Annotated in this window: 11 protein-coding genes; 5 read left to right on the top strand and 6 right to left on the bottom strand. The window is 63.4% G+C overall.

Annotated features, from left to right (window positions below):
- Nucleotides 1-10: 10 nt before the first annotated feature.
- Both AB5Y47_RS18615 and nudF read right to left on the bottom strand, forming a co-directional pair.
- Complete coding sequence (locus AB5Y47_RS18615; protein ID WP_039039758.1) at nucleotides 11-457, bottom strand: DUF1249 domain-containing protein; 447 nt, start codon at nucleotides 455-457, stop codon at nucleotides 11-13.
- Between the two features lie 99 nt (nucleotides 458-556).
- Nucleotides 557-1,198, bottom strand: coding sequence for an ADP-ribose diphosphatase (gene nudF / locus AB5Y47_RS18610; RefSeq protein ID WP_368220490.1), 642 nt, complete (start codon nucleotides 1,196-1,198; stop codon nucleotides 557-559).
- 306 nt (nucleotides 1,199-1,504) lie between these two features.
- On the opposite strand from nudF, the gene tolC reads away from it, so the two are divergent.
- Complete coding sequence (tolC, locus tag AB5Y47_RS18605; protein WP_029313618.1) at nucleotides 1,505-2,830, top strand: outer membrane channel protein TolC; 1,326 nt, start codon at nucleotides 1,505-1,507, stop codon at nucleotides 2,828-2,830.
- 154 nt (nucleotides 2,831-2,984) lie between these two features.
- Here tolC and hldE read toward each other — a convergent pair whose 3' ends face one another.
- Nucleotides 2,985-4,412, bottom strand: a complete 1,428-nt coding sequence (hldE, locus tag AB5Y47_RS18600; protein WP_043153992.1) for a bifunctional D-glycero-beta-D-manno-heptose-7-phosphate kinase/D-glycero-beta-D-manno-heptose 1-phosphate adenylyltransferase HldE — start codon at nucleotides 4,410-4,412, stop codon at nucleotides 2,985-2,987.
- A gap of 248 nt (nucleotides 4,413-4,660) precedes the next feature.
- Between hldE and lpxL the strand changes: the two genes are divergently transcribed.
- Nucleotides 4,661-5,584 carry an LpxL/LpxP family Kdo(2)-lipid IV(A) lauroyl/palmitoleoyl acyltransferase gene (gene lpxL, locus AB5Y47_RS18595; RefSeq protein ID WP_010672769.1) on the top strand — a complete coding sequence of 308 codons (924 nt, stop codon included), beginning with the start codon at nucleotides 4,661-4,663 and terminating at the stop codon, nucleotides 5,582-5,584.
- A 114-nt stretch (nucleotides 5,585-5,698) separates the two neighbouring features.
- Here the strand turns inward: lpxL and AB5Y47_RS18590 are convergent, their stop codons facing one another.
- The 3 genes from AB5Y47_RS18590 to AB5Y47_RS18580 form a co-directional block, all read right to left on the bottom strand.
- Complete coding sequence (locus tag AB5Y47_RS18590; RefSeq protein WP_167825831.1) at nucleotides 5,699-7,678, bottom strand: bifunctional 2',3'-cyclic-nucleotide 2'-phosphodiesterase/3'-nucleotidase; 1,980 nt, start codon at nucleotides 7,676-7,678, stop codon at nucleotides 5,699-5,701.
- Between the two features lie 127 nt (nucleotides 7,679-7,805).
- Nucleotides 7,806-8,426, bottom strand: coding sequence for an L-lysine exporter (lysE, locus tag AB5Y47_RS18585; protein ID WP_103243798.1), 621 nt, complete (start codon nucleotides 8,424-8,426; stop codon nucleotides 7,806-7,808).
- A 262-nt stretch (nucleotides 8,427-8,688) separates the two neighbouring features.
- Entirely contained in the window at nucleotides 8,689-9,471 is a 783-nt protein-coding gene (locus AB5Y47_RS18580; protein WP_010672766.1) for a LuxR family transcriptional regulator, read from the bottom strand.
- A 64-nt stretch (nucleotides 9,472-9,535) separates the two neighbouring features.
- Between AB5Y47_RS18580 and AB5Y47_RS18575 the strand changes: the two genes are divergently transcribed.
- The 3 genes from AB5Y47_RS18575 (at nucleotide 9,536) to AB5Y47_RS18565 (ending at nucleotide 13,406) form a co-directional block, all read left to right on the top strand.
- Nucleotides 9,536-10,165 (top strand): acyl-homoserine-lactone synthase, encoded by a 630-nt coding sequence (locus AB5Y47_RS18575; protein ID WP_029313613.1) that lies wholly within the window; start codon nucleotides 9,536-9,538, stop codon nucleotides 10,163-10,165.
- Nucleotides 10,166-10,398: 233 nt separating this feature from the next.
- Complete coding sequence (locus tag AB5Y47_RS18570) at nucleotides 10,399-11,298, top strand: LysR family transcriptional regulator ArgP (RefSeq protein ID WP_010672764.1); 900 nt, start codon at nucleotides 10,399-10,401, stop codon at nucleotides 11,296-11,298.
- 86 nt (nucleotides 11,299-11,384) lie between these two features.
- A complete protein-coding gene (locus AB5Y47_RS18565; protein WP_368220489.1) occupies nucleotides 11,385-13,406 on the top strand; it encodes an exoribonuclease II in 2,022 nt (673 codons plus the stop codon).
- Nucleotides 13,407-13,424: the final 18 nt, after the last annotated feature.

Below are 13,424 nucleotides of genomic sequence, written 5' to 3'. Positions count from 1 at the left end.
ATGGGTTCGACTAGAGGATGTTAATCAGGCTGGTGCCGTGTTTGAGACAAAATCTCAACCAATCGGCCAAGAATAGATTTACCTGCTCCTTTTCATCCCTGTGATGCATTTTTTGATTGGGATAATCATAACGTGGTTGCAACATTGAAATCTGTTGCGCCGCACACACTTCCGCCATTCGCACATCATGATACAAACGAATCTCTATCCGGGCTTGCAAGTAGCTCGGCAATTCGGGGTTGTGCTGGGCCAGGATCACCTGGCTGGTGAAGCGGCTCTCCTCGGTCACCGTGAGCTGGAACTGCAGGCCGTTGCCGACCTGATAGCGGCGCTCGGCACCCACGCTGCCGCCAGGCGGCAACAGTTTCATCAGCGCCATGTAATTGACCTCGCAGGTACGCTGCAAGGACATCAAATCAGGCACATAGCGCTTCATCGGGCTCTGGACTAATGACATGTCGCGGCTCCCTCAATCAGGGTCCATGAAGGGTGGACCCAGTGCACAGTGTTCCAGTCGGACACAGGGCACCTGACCCGGGTCTGAACGAGCGTCACCTCAGCGCCCCGCCAGCCAGCGTGCCCGCAGCTCGCCGTGGTTCAGAGCCAGCCACTGCAGGGCGATGACGGAGGCGGCATTGTCGATGCGCCCCTCTTTGAGCCAGGCATAGGCCTGCTCGCGGCTCACCACGTGGACCCGGATGTCTTCCCCCTCTTCCGCCAGACCGTGGAGCCCCTTGGCCTGACTGGCATCCACCTCGCCCACGAACACCTCGATGCGCTCGGTGCTGCCACCCGGGCTCACCAGATAGCTGATGGCGTGTTCGCAGCGTCCCACCTCGATCCCTGCCTCTTCCACCGCTTCGCGCCGCACCACTGCCTCGGCGGTCTCCCCTTCATCGATGATGCCGGCCACCAGCTCCAGCAGCCAGGGGGTGGCGCTGGTCTCCATGGCGCCGATGCGAAACTGCTCCACCAGCACGATCTCGTCTCGCACCGGATCATAAGGCAGCAGGGCGGCGGCATGGCCACGTTCGAACAGTTCCCGGGCGATGGGGGCGTTCCAGCCACCGGCAAACAGCCTGTGTTGCAGGCGGTAGACATTCACCTTGAAGAAGCCATTATATCCAGCTGATTTTTCAATGATTTTCACATCATCGCTGGAGTAGTGGCAGGTTTGAGGCAAGGCTTGCTGTGACATTCGAGACTCCTGCCAGCTTGACTTGGCTTGGTTTGACCATAATATTCGGGGGCATGAATGAACATTCATTCACTCGCTCTCGCCGACGATGAGGGAAGGATTTTAGCAGCCACAGGGCATTTGGCTAGGCGCGTTGCCGAGAAAACTCGCCCCGGACCTTGACGTTTCCGCAGCTGGAAAAGAGACAGTTCGCAATGAAATCTGCTTATAGTAGAGTGGTTAAGCTGAAATCAAGCTTGGTCGGTGACAATCCCCCCTTCATCCAGCGGACAGCTTTGGGTTGATACAAAAGGTTAAAACTATCATATGAAAAGAACACTCTTGTCAGTCATGGTGATGCTGGGTGTGAGCGGCGCCGCTCATGCCGAAAACCTGCTCGATATTTACCAACAGGCCCAGATCAAGGACACCCAGCTGCTGGAATCCAAGGCCAAGCGGGACCAGGCCTTCGAGAAGATCAACGAATCCCGTGCAGCCCTGCTGCCCCAGATCAACCTGGGCGCCGGCCTGAACTACCTGCAAAACAAGAACGACACCATGACCAACACGGGCGCTACCGGCTCCGTGACCCTGGATCAATCCATCTACCGTCGCAGCAACTGGGTCAACCTGGATCTGACCGAGAAGAGCGCCACCCAGTCCGACGTGGCCTACAACCTCGAGTACCAGAACCTGATGCTGCGTACCGCCCAGGCCTACTTCGACGTGCTCAAGGCCATGGATACCCTGGAATTCGTGCGTGCCAACAAGACCGCGGTCGAGCGTCAGCTTGAACAGACTCAGCAGCGCTTCGAAGTGGGCCTGACCGCCATCACCGACGTACACGAAGCCGAGGCCGAGCGCGATCAGGCGCTGGCGGACGAGATCAATGCCGAGAACACCCTGGACAACAGCTACGAGAGCCTGCGCGAGCTGACCGGTATCGACCACCGTCAACTGGACGTGCTCAACACCGATCGCTTCAGCCCGCAGAAGACCGCGTTCAACTCCGACAAGTGGCTGGAGCTGGCCCTGGACAAGAACCTGGAGCTGCACAGCGCCCGCATCGGCAAGGACATCGCCAAGGAGCAGATCGATCTGGCCAAGACCGGTCATGAACCGACCCTGGATCTGGGCGCCGGCCTGAACGCCGGTTACAACGATTACAAGGACGAGATCCGCAACCCCGAGAGCAACAGCAATCAGGGCAACATCGGCCTGAACTTCAAGCTGCCCATCTACACCGGCGGGGCCACCACCTCCCAGGTCAAGCAGGCACAGTTCAACTACGTGGCCGCCAGCGAACAGCTCGAGCGCAGCTTCCGCTCGGTGCAGAGCACGGTCCGCTCCTCCTACAACAACGTGAACGCCAGCATCGGCTCGGTCCGCGCCTACAGCCAGTCCGTCATCTCCGCCGACAGCGCCCTGAAAGCGACCGAGGCCGGTTACGAGGTGGGTACCCGCACCATCGTCGACGTGCTGGACTCCACCCGCAAGCTGTATCAGGCCAAGCAGAAGCTCTCCGAGGCCCGCTACAACTACATCCTCAGCATCCTCTCCCTCAAGCAGGCCGCCGGCATCCTGGAGCAGAAGGATCTGGAAGAGGTGAACCAGGGTCTGATGCCCGCCGCCCAGGTCACCAAGAAGTCCTGAGCCATGCGCACACCATGAGAAAAGGCGACCCCGGGGTCGCCTTTTTCATTTCTGTTCGCCGCTGGAAGTGCGTTGGTCGGGGCCTGCCAGGCAGCGGCCATGTCACCGACCCGGCAGCCCCATCAAAAAACCCGGCCTTGGCCGGGTTTTACGCTTATCCGCGCTCGCGGATGGTCTTGATGATGTCGGTGGTGGAGCAGCCGTCCTCGAAGTTCAGCACCCGCACCTCGCCGCCATTGGCGGTCACCTCGGCGTAACCCGCGATCTCTTCGGGCTTGTAGTCGCCCCCCTTGACCAGGAGGTCTGGCAGGATCTCGGAGATCAGGCGCTGGGGAGTGTCTTCGCTGAAGGGGACCACCCAGTCCACGGCACCCAGGGCCGCCAGCACCGTCATACGGCGCTCGGTCGGGTTGACCGGGCGACCCGGCCCCTTGAGGCGACGCACGGACTCGTCGGTGTTCACCGCCACGATCAGGCGATCCCCCAGCTTGCCCGCATTGGCCAGATAGGAGACATGACCCGCGTGCAGAATGTCGAAGCAGCCGTTGGTCATCACCACCTTCTCGCCGCGCAGACGGGCGGCCTGGACGGCCACCTTGAGCTGGGCCTCGGACATGACGCCAAAGCCGGTCTCCTGCTCGGTGTAGAGGGCGTTGGCCAGCTCCACCGGGCTCACGGTGGAGGTCCCCAGCTTGCCGACCACGATGCCGGCGGCGGTGTTGGCCAGGGCGCAGGCCTCATCCAGACTCTTGCCTGCGGCAAGGGAAGTCGCCAGGGTGGAGATGACGGTGTCACCGGCACCGGTGACGTCATAGACCTCGTGGGCCTGGGCCGGCAGGTGCAGCTCGGGCTGCCCTTCGCGGATCAGGGTCATGCCGTTCTCGGAACGGGTGACCAGCAGGGCGTCCAGCTCGAAGCGCTTGACCAGCTCCAGCCCCCTGGCGACCAGGTCTTCCTCCCCCTTCACCTTGCCCACCACGGCCTCGAACTCGGACATGTTGGGGGTCAGCAGGGTGGCACCGCGGTACTTCTCGAAATCGGTCCCCTTGGGGTCGACCAGCACGGGGATGCCGGCGGCGCGGGCACGCCGGATCATGCCGGGCACATCGTTGAGGGCGCCCTTGCCGTAGTCGGAGAGGATCATCACGTCCGCCTGGGGCAGCGCCTGCTCCACCTTGCCCATCAGCAGGCTGGCATCCACGTCGTGGAAGGCCTCTTCGAAGTCGAGGCGCAGCAGCTGCTGGTTGCGGGACAGCACCCGCAGCTTGGTGATGGTCGGATAGTCGGTCAGGCGCACGAAATCACAGGCCACCTTGACCCCGGCCATCTGGCTGGCGAGGGCATCGGCGGCTTCATCCTGACCGGTCAGGCCCAGCAGCACGGCCTGGGCGCCGAGGGCGGCGGAGTTGAGCGCCACGTTGGCGGCGCCACCCGGACGCTCCTCGATGTGCTCGACCTTGACCACGGGGACCGGCGCCTCGGGGGAGATCCGGCCGGTAGGGCCATGCCAGTAGCGATCCAACATGACATCGCCAACGACCAGGATGCGGGCTTTTTCAAACTCGGGCAGGGTGATTTTCATCTGTATCGGCTCTCAAAACCTGAAAAATTCAGCGGCCGATTTTATCACACTCTTTTCCGGGGCGTGAAAAAAGCACGGCCCTGCGCCCTGATGCCCCCTCTGACCAGATGACGGCGATTCGCGCCCGCCCCCGCTTTTCGGATAGAATCCTCGACATGCGAGTGACCGCATCCGCGCCGGGCCACCCCACACAGGCCCCCCGGTTCGGTCGGACTCCCCCCTTTGCCTTTGCGAACAAGAGACTCTTCATGGCCCAAGAACACGCTCCCCGCCTCGAACCCCGTCTGTTCCATCCCCGTTACTGGGGGAGCTGGCTGGGCCTCTCCCTGCTCTGGCTGCTGGTGTTGCTGCCCTGGCGCAGTCAGATGTGGCTGGGCCGCCAGCTCGGCACCCTGGCCCGCAAGCTGCTGAAATCCCGCGTCAAGATTGCCCGCCGCAACCTGGAGCTGGCGATGCCCGAGCTCAGCCGGGATGAGCGCGAAGCCCTCCTGGTGCAGAACTTCGAGAGCGTGGGCTGCGCCATCTTCGAGGTGGGCATGGCTTGGTTCTGGCCAGACTGGCGGATGCGCCGCCTGATGAAGGTGGAAGGGGAAGAGCACGTCATCAACGCCATGGAGAAGGGCCAGGGGATGCTGCTGCTCTCCTGCCACTTCCTCACCCTTGAGCTCAATGCCCGCTGCTTCGGCCTGGTGCGCCCCGGGGTCGGCGTCTATCGCCCCAACACCAATCCGGTGCTGGAGTACGCCCAGTACCACGGTCGCTGCGCCTCCAACAAATACCTGGTGGACCGGATGGACGTGAAGGGGATGATCAAGGCGCTGCGCAACGGCGACGCCCTCTGGTATGCACCGGATCACGACTACGGCAGCCATGCCAGCGTCTTCGTGCCCTACTTCGCGGTGGAGCAGGCCGCCACCATCACGGGCACCGCTACCCTGGCCCGGGTGAAGAACACCGTCACCCTGCCCTGCTACAACATCCGCACCCGGGAGGGCTACACCCTGCATATCGGGGCCCCGCTCGCGGACTACCCGAGCGGTGACGACATGGCGGATGCCAGCCGCGCCAACCGCGAGATTGAAGCCGCCGTGCGCAAGGCGCCGGAGCAGTACATGTGGCTGCACCGCCGCTTCAAGACCCGCCCCAATCCGGACGATCCCGGCTACTACTGATGCCCTCCCGCCCCGTCGACCGGGCAAGTCCAGACGACAGGACAGGATGGCACCGCGCCCCATGAAAAAGCCCTCGCACTGCGAGGGCTTTTTTATTGGCTGCCAGCGTCTGCCTTACTGGCGGATCAGGCGGTAGATGGCGTAGCCGGGGTGCTTGGCGTCATCCATCGGCAGGGTGGACTGGTACGACAGATCCGCCCCCGCCAGGGCCTTGGCCTCGTCGGTCGGCGAGGAGTAGAGGCGCACGTCCACGTTGGCGGGCAGGGCCTTCATGTGCCAGTTGTTGTTGGCCGCCGGGCTGAAGCCAGCCGGGTTGTCCGCAGACTGGGCCTTCAGGTACTGGGCGATGATCTCCCGCGTCTCGAAGGGATCTTCATGGACGATGTTGCTGCCGTCGATGCCCGGGAAGTGGCCGCCGCCGCTGGCGCGGTAGTTGTTGGTCACCACGTAGAACTTCTGGGCCGGGTCCACGGGCTGGCCGTTGAAGGTGAGGCCGCTGATGCGCTGGCCGTCGCTCACCTTGACCCCGTCCTTGCTGTAGCGGGCCGGCTGGGTGATGTCCACCTCGTAGTTGACCCCGTCAATCACATCGAAGTTGTAGGTGGGGAAGCTCTCGTTCACCAGCCACTGCACCCCGGTCTTGCCGGTGTCGATCTGGTTGAACTGGCCGGCGCTCATCTCCAGCCACTCCTTGACGGTGGCCCCGTTCACCTCGACTACCTGCAGGGTGTTCGGATAGATGTAAAGGTCGGATACGTTGCGCAGGGAGATGTCCCCCTGGGCCACATAGGTGAAGTCGTTGATGCCGTTGCGACCGCCACGGAAGGGGGCCGCCACCGAGAGGATCGGGTAGGACTCCTTGAGCAGGCCGTCTTGTTGCAATTGCTCCGCGTGGCGGCGCTGGGCATCGCTCACCAGCTGCACCGAGGGGTCGTCCTGTACCAGGGCGAAGAAGCTGTGGATGGGGGAGGTGATCTTGCCGAGCGGCTCGTCCAGCCACTGGTTGGTGGCGTCGTGATCCGCCTGCACCAGGTCCACCACCCGCTGATCCACCGCACTGCCCTCGCTGGCGTCTATCTTGCGCAGGCTGGCCTGGCTCTGCTTCACCTGCCACTTGCCGTCCACCTGTTCCAGCTTGAGGTCGATGATGCCGAGGTGGTTGCCCCAGTAACCGGGCATCACAGTGGGGATGCCGCTCAGGGTACCGGCCTGGTTGTCCACCTCCGGCAGATCCGGGAAGTCCCCCGGGAAGTTCTTGTGGGCGTGGCCCAGCATCAGGGCGTCCACCCCCTTCACCTTGGCCAGATGCCAGGCGGAGTTCTCCATCATGGCCTCATAGCTGCTGGCATTGATGCCGGTGTGAGCCACCACCACCACGATGTCGGCGCCCTTGGCGCGCAGCTCGGGCACATAGTGATTGGCGGTCTCGACCATGTCGGCCACCACCACCTTGCCCTCCAGATGACGCTTGTCCCACTGCAGCACCTGGGGCGGGGTCAGACCCAGAATGCCCACCTTGACGCGCTGGCGCTGGCCCTTGTCATCGGTCACCTCGCGCTCAAGCAGTAGATAGGGGGTGAACTTGTTGCCGCTCCAGTCAATCTGTCCCTTGGCATCGCGCTTGAAGGCCCCCGCCTCGAACACGTTGGCGTTCACATAGGGGAAGTCGGCTCCCGCCAGCACCTTGCCAAGGTAGTCCAGGCCGTAGTTGAACTCGTGGTTGCCCAGGTTGCCCGCGTCGTAGCCCAGCTCGTTCATCGCCTTGAACACCGGGTGCGCCTGCTTCTCGAGGTAGCCGGCACCGGACTGCTCGAAGATGTAGTCCGCCAGCGGCGTGCCCTGAATGAGGTCGCCATTGTCGAGCAGCAGGTTGTTGGGGTTCTCGGCGCGGGCGGCGCGGATCAGCAGGGCGGTGCGGGAGAGGCCGAACTTGCGATCCTCCTTGTTCTGGTAGTAGTCGTAGCCCAGCACGTTGGAGTGGATATCAGAGGTCTGGATCAGGCGCAGGGAGACGGTCCCCGGCTGCGCCTTGCTGTCATTCTCGTTGCTGCAGGCAGACAGCAGCACGATGGCGGCAATAGCCCCCAGCTTCATGGTGTTATTCACTGTTTTTTCCCTTTTATTATGAGTAACGCTTTACCAGCGCCGGGAATTTAACAGACGAATATGTCAGCAGATGGCACCGGGACTCATTTTTATGAAGCCCGGCACAAAAATAGCCTCATGAGGCCGGTATGGCACCCAATGCCAGCTTGGCCGCCAGCACCAGCATGATGAGACCTACAACAAGATCAATGGCTTGCTGCACCCGGCCCCGGGCAAGCCAGGGGGAGAGTGCCGCCGCCCCGAACGCCAGTCCGTAGAACCAGACCAGAGAAGCCAGCATGGCCCCCGCCGCGAAAGCGGGTCTGAGCTCCTCGGCAAACTGGCTGCCGAAGGAGCCAAGCAACATCAGGGTATCCAGGTAGACGTGGGGATTGAGCAGAGTGACTCCGAGGGTCATGGCCAGCACGCTCTTGACCCCCATCAACCGGGGCGAGTCCGCCAGGGCCGCCTCCTGGCCGCGCCAGGCACTGCGCAGGGAACGGATACCGAACCAGCCGAGGAAGAGCACGCCGCCCCAGGTCAGCAGGGCCAGGCCGATCGGGCTGGCCGCCAGCAGGTTGGCCCCGCCGAACACCCCGATGCCGATCAGCACGAGATCGCACAGGCAGCAGAGGGTCGCCGTCAGCAGGTGGTGATTGCGGTGAATGCCCCGGCTCAGCACGAAGGCATTCTGGGCCCCGATGGGGATGATCATGGCAAGGCCGAGGGTAAAGCCTTGCAGGGTGGTGGCGAACATGGGGATGCGTTCCTGTGAAAGAGAGAAACGCACTATAAGGGGGCGCGGGTAATCAGAGAAATTCATTCATTTTCTGATGTATTCATAAAACTGATGAAAACCGGGCCGAAACCACACAAAGAAGGTTGTCAATTGCAGGATCTGACAATTGTGGGGTCACAGCCCCGCCCCGAGAATCGGCGGCAGGATGGGACGGCGCAGGACAGCGGTGATGGCGACAGAGGGGATGCCAGGCGACGAGCCGGTGCCGCCGGGCCTGTATTCACTGCAGCAGGGAGGGGAAGTTGGTGACCACCACCTGCTCCAGGTTCGGCAGCAGGATGCCGCTGCTCACCCCCTTGGCGATGGCCTGGTAGCGGTTCATCGACCCCGTCTTGCGGGTGACCTGATTGAGGTGGTAGTTCACGGTGCGCTCCGTGATGCCGAGGATGCAGGCGATCTCCCCCGATGTCTTCCCTTCGCTGGCCCAGAACAGGCACTCGGTCTCCCGCTCCGTCAGGGGCTCCTGGGGATCGTCCTCCCTCATGCTCTGGCGCACGATCCGGATCGCCGCCTCGAAGATGTAGTTGGACATCCAGGAGAGGATGGGCGAGGACTCCAGCATCAGATCGCTCGACGCCCGCTCCCGGGTGATGAAAGAGAGTATGCCGTTCTCCCCCGCCGCCCCGTGCAGCGGGAACGAGATGCCGTTGCGCAACCCGAATTCCGCCGCCAGCCCCATCACATCCATGCTCCCCTCTTGCAGGAAGCGCGCCTTCTCGTCCAGCCGGTTCCAGTAGATGGGCAGGGTCTGCCTGCGGGCGAGCTGGATGATGGGATCGCAGGCCAGCATGTTGTTCAGGGTGTAGGCCTGTACCCAGGAGTCGGGGCACTGGTTGAACAGCACCACCTTGGGCCTTTGCATCGACATGGGCAGGATGAGGGCGAAGCGGTAGTAGTCGTAACCCATTCCCAGGGTGAAGCGGCCGATGAGCTCGGACAGCCGGTTGCCATCGGTCACCAGCGTGAAATGTTCCAGGTACTCAAGCAGTTGGTCGCGTGTCATAGGCAAGCCTCCCCTGGCCAAGGCCTTGGATTATAGCGCCTAACCATGAAATGGAGAGACATGAATGCTTGTTTTCAAAGGAAAATTGAAAGAACACCCCAGATGGGAGGTCGAAAACGAGCTCTACCGATTTCGCAACCGCGTCTTCTCCGATCGACTCGGTTGGGACGTGGAATCCCGCCGTGGCCTGGAGCGGGACAACTTCGACAAGCCCGACACCCACTGGGTGCTGATTGAAGACAAGCAGGGGCTGTGCGGATGCATCCGCCTGCTCAGCTGCGCCCAGGATTACATGCTGCCCAGCATCTTCCCCACCGCCCTCGCTGGCGAAGCCCCCCCGCGCGGCAACGACGTGTGGGAGCTGACCCGCCTCGCCATCGACGCCGACCGGGCCCCTCGCCTGGAGAACGGCATCAGCGAACTCACCTGCGTCATCTTCCGCGAGGTGCTGGCCTTCGCCAGGGAGCAGGGGATCCGCGAGCTGGTGGCCGTGGTCAGCCTGCCGGTGGAGCGCATCTTCCGCCGCCTCGGCCTGCCCATCGAGCGCCTCGGCCATCGCCAGGCGGTGGATCTGGGGGCCGTGCGCGGGGTCGGCATCCGCTTCCACCTGGACGAGCGTTTCGACCGCGCCGTCCATCGCCCCCTGCAGGGCCATTACCGGCCGGCGGGGGATGCACTGCTCGCCGTCATCTGAGCAAAAAAAGTCCCGGGACCGGCCCGGGATTCAAGACGCTCGCTATGGTCCGTTTCCACCCCATGCAAAAACGGACCGAGTGAGTATCTTATGAATCTCATGTCAGGACTACTGTCACATCTCACAGGGGCGGCCCCGGGCACCGGCCCCCTCCATGGGGGCGGTCAGGTTGTCCTCTGGCGCTCCCTTGAGTAGCATTCTTGCTGAACTCCCTTTTTTCATAAGGAATGCTGATGAAGACGCTGGACTACAAGCTGCTGCTGGCCCTGGACGCGGTGATCCGGGAGCAAAACTTCGAGCGTGCCGCCCAGCGCCTGCACATCACCCAGTCCGCCATCTCCCAGCGCATCAAGCAGCTGGAGCAGCAGTTTGCGGAGCCGCTCATCATCCGCAGCCAGCCGCTGCAGGCCACGGGGCTCGGCCAGAAGCTGCTGGCCCACTATCGCCAGGTGCGCCAGCTGGAGCTGGAGCTGGCCGGCGAGCTCTCCCCCGACGAGCCCAGGGCCCCCATCCGGGTCAGCATCGCCGTCAATGCCGACAGCCTGGCCACCTGGTTCCTGCCCGCCCTGGCACCACTGCTGGAGCAATACCCCATCGAGCTGAACCTGCTGGTGGATGACGAGAGCCGCACCCTGGACCGGGTGCGCGAGGGGCAGGCGTTCGGCGCCGTCAGCCTGCAACCCCAGCCGCTGGCGGGCTGCTGTGTCGACGAACTCGGCGAGATGCGCTATCTGCTCACCGCCAGCCCCGCCTTCGTCGCCCGCCACTTCCCGAACGGCCTCACGGCGGCAGCCCTGGCCAAGGCGCCGGCGGTGGCCTTCGATCAGCGCGACGACATGCACATCAGCTACATGGCCCGTCATTTCGCCCTCCCCCCCGGTGGCTACCCCTGCCACACGGTGCGATCCTCCGAGGCCTTCGTCGCCATGGCGGAGCAGGGGCTGGCCTGCTGCCTCATCCCGGAATTGCAGATCCGCCAGCAACTGGAAGAGGGGCGCCTGCTCGATCTCAACCCGGATCACCACCTGGTCGAGCAGCTCTACTGGCACCGCTGGGTGCTGGAGCGGGGGCTGCACAAGCAGATATCCCAGCGCCTGATCCAGCAGGGGCGACGGGCACTGCAACCCCGTTGAGGGGGCCATTCACCTTGGCTTTGGGGGGGTAAAAACGTATAGTGCTGGGCGATTAACCATCAGGTCTCCACTCAGGTTCCCCATTTATGTTCCAAGACAATCCGCTGCTGGCCCAGCTCAAGCAACAAATCCGCGAAAACATCCCCAAGAAAGAGGGTGTGATCCGCGCCTCCGATCGGGGCTTCGGCTTCCTGGAGGTCGATGAGAAGACCAGCTATTTCGTGCCGCCTCCCTACATGAAGAAGGTGATGCACGGTGACCGGGTGAGCGCCCTGATCCGCACTGAAAAAGAGAAAGAGGTGGCCGAGCCGGATGCCCTGCTGGAGCAGGCCGTCACCCGCTTCGTCGGCCGCGTCAAGATGTTCCGCGACCGCCTCAACGTGGTGCCCGACCACCCCCTCATCAAGGACGCCATCAAGGCCCGCGCCAAGAAGGGTCTGGACGAGAAATCCTTCAAGGAAGGGGACTGGGTGGTCGCCACCCTCAAGCGCCATGCCCTGGTGGACGGCAACTTCTCCGCCGAGATCACCCAGCTCATCGCCACCCAGGAAGATCACAACGTGCCCTGGTGGGTGGTGCTGGCGCGCCACAACCTGGCCCAGATTGAACCGGCGGACCTGCCGGAGTGGAAGGTGATCGAAGAGGAAGAGCTGCCCCGCCGGGATCTGACCCAGGTTCCCTTCTTCACCATCGACGGTGCCAAGACCAAGGACATGGACGATGCCCTGGCCATCACCAAGCTGGAGAACGGCTGGGAGCTGCTGGTGGCCATCGCCGACCCGACCGCCTATGTGGCCGAGGGGAGCGAGCTGGACAAGGAGGCCGCCCAGCGCGCCTTCACCGTCTACATGCCGGGCCGCAACGTACCCATGATCCCGCGCACCCTCTCCGACGAGCTCTGCTCCCTGAAAGAGGGCGAGGAGCGCAACACCCTGTGCGCCCGTCTGCTCATCGCCGAGGATGGCCTGCTGCTGGAGGAGACTGAGTTCTTCGCCGCCCGCATCAGCTCCCACGCCCGCCTCACCTATGACGACGTCTCCGACTGGGCCGAACACGGCAAAGCGCTGGATATCGACGCCGGCGTCCTGGCCCAGCTGCCGCTGATGAAGGCGATGACCGAGGCGCGCATCAAGTGGCGTACCGAGCACGCCCTGGTATTCCCGGATCGTCCCGACTACGACTTCGAGCTGGGCGAGAACGGCGAAGTGCTGGCCATCCACGTGGAGCCGCGCCGCATCGCCAACCGCATGGTGGAAGAGTCGATGATCGCCGCCAACATCTGCGCCGGCCGCGTGCTGGGCAAAGAGGTCGGCTACGGCATCTTCAACGTCCACACCGGCTTTGACGAGGAGTCCCTGGACGGCGCCATCGAGCTGCTCAAGACCGCCGAGGCCCCGTTCGAGAAGGAAGAGATCGCCAGCCTCTCCGGCTTCTGCGCCCTGCGACGCTGGATAGACAACCTGGACACCCGCTGGCTGGACGGCAAGATCCGCCGCTTCCAGAGCTATGCCCTGATGTCCGCCGAACCGGGTGCCCACTACGGCCTGGGTCTGGATGCCTACGCCACCTGGACCTCCCCCATCCGCAAATACGGCGACATGGTCAACCATCGCCTGCTCAAGGCGGTCATCGCCGGCAAGACCCCGGGTGAGCGCCCCAGCCTGGAGCTGACCGAGCACCTGACCGCCTGCCGCCGCCTGCACCGCATGGTGGAGCGCGACATCGGCGACTGGCTCTATGTGCGCTACCTCAAGGCCGATGCGGGCACCGACAAGGTGTTCAACGCCGAGATCATCGACGTGATGCGCGCCGGCCTCAAGCTGCGCCTGCAGGAGAACGGCGCCGTGGTGTTCATGCCCGCCCGCCATATCCTGGACAACAAGGATCGGCTGGAGTGCAACTGGGACAACGGTCGCGTCTATCTGGACAAGACCGAGGTGGTCTACGAGCTCGGCCAGATCATCGAGGTCAAGCTGACCGAGGCGGTGGAAGAGACCCGCTCCCTCATCGCCAAGCCGGCGGTGGATCTGGTGCCGGGTCCGGCACCGGTCGTCCCGACCAGCGAGGCCGATGCCGCGCCTGCCGACGAGGCCCCCAAGGCGCAGTGATCCCCCTGCTTGTCTGCT

Source organism: Aeromonas sp. R7-2, from assembly GCF_040908105.1.
Lineage (GTDB): Bacteria > Pseudomonadota > Gammaproteobacteria > Enterobacterales > Aeromonadaceae > Aeromonas > Aeromonas caviae.
Note: the sequence above shows the minus strand (reverse complement) of the source record. Positions and strands in the feature narration are given on the sequence as shown.

What these genes read in the sequence shown, in the direction of transcription:
- AB5Y47_RS18615 (WP_039039758.1), bottom strand. Translation starts at nt 457, where the DNA reads ATGTCATTAGTCCAGAGCCCGATGAAGCGCTATGTGCCTGATTTGATG.
- nudF (WP_368220490.1), bottom strand. Translation starts at nt 1,198, where the DNA reads ATGTCACAGCAAGCCTTGCCTCAAACCTGCCACTACTCCAGCGATGAT.
- tolC (WP_029313618.1), top strand. Translation starts at nt 1,505, where the DNA reads ATGAAAAGAACACTCTTGTCAGTCATGGTGATGCTGGGTGTGAGCGGC.
- hldE (WP_043153992.1), bottom strand. Translation starts at nt 4,412, where the DNA reads ATGAAAATCACCCTGCCCGAGTTTGAAAAAGCCCGCATCCTGGTCGTT.
- lpxL (WP_010672769.1), top strand. Translation starts at nt 4,661, where the DNA reads ATGGCCCAAGAACACGCTCCCCGCCTCGAACCCCGTCTGTTCCATCCC.
- AB5Y47_RS18590 (WP_167825831.1), bottom strand. Translation starts at nt 7,678, where the DNA reads ATGAAGCTGGGGGCTATTGCCGCCATCGTGCTGCTGTCTGCCTGCAGC.
- lysE (WP_103243798.1), bottom strand. Translation starts at nt 8,426, where the DNA reads ATGTTCGCCACCACCCTGCAAGGCTTTACCCTCGGCCTTGCCATGATC.
- AB5Y47_RS18580 (WP_010672766.1), bottom strand. Translation starts at nt 9,471, where the DNA reads ATGACACGCGACCAACTGCTTGAGTACCTGGAACATTTCACGCTGGTG.
- AB5Y47_RS18575 (WP_029313613.1), top strand. Translation starts at nt 9,536, where the DNA reads ATGCTTGTTTTCAAAGGAAAATTGAAAGAACACCCCAGATGGGAGGTC.
- AB5Y47_RS18570 (WP_010672764.1), top strand. Translation starts at nt 10,399, where the DNA reads ATGAAGACGCTGGACTACAAGCTGCTGCTGGCCCTGGACGCGGTGATC.
- AB5Y47_RS18565 (WP_368220489.1), top strand. Translation starts at nt 11,385, where the DNA reads ATGTTCCAAGACAATCCGCTGCTGGCCCAGCTCAAGCAACAAATCCGC.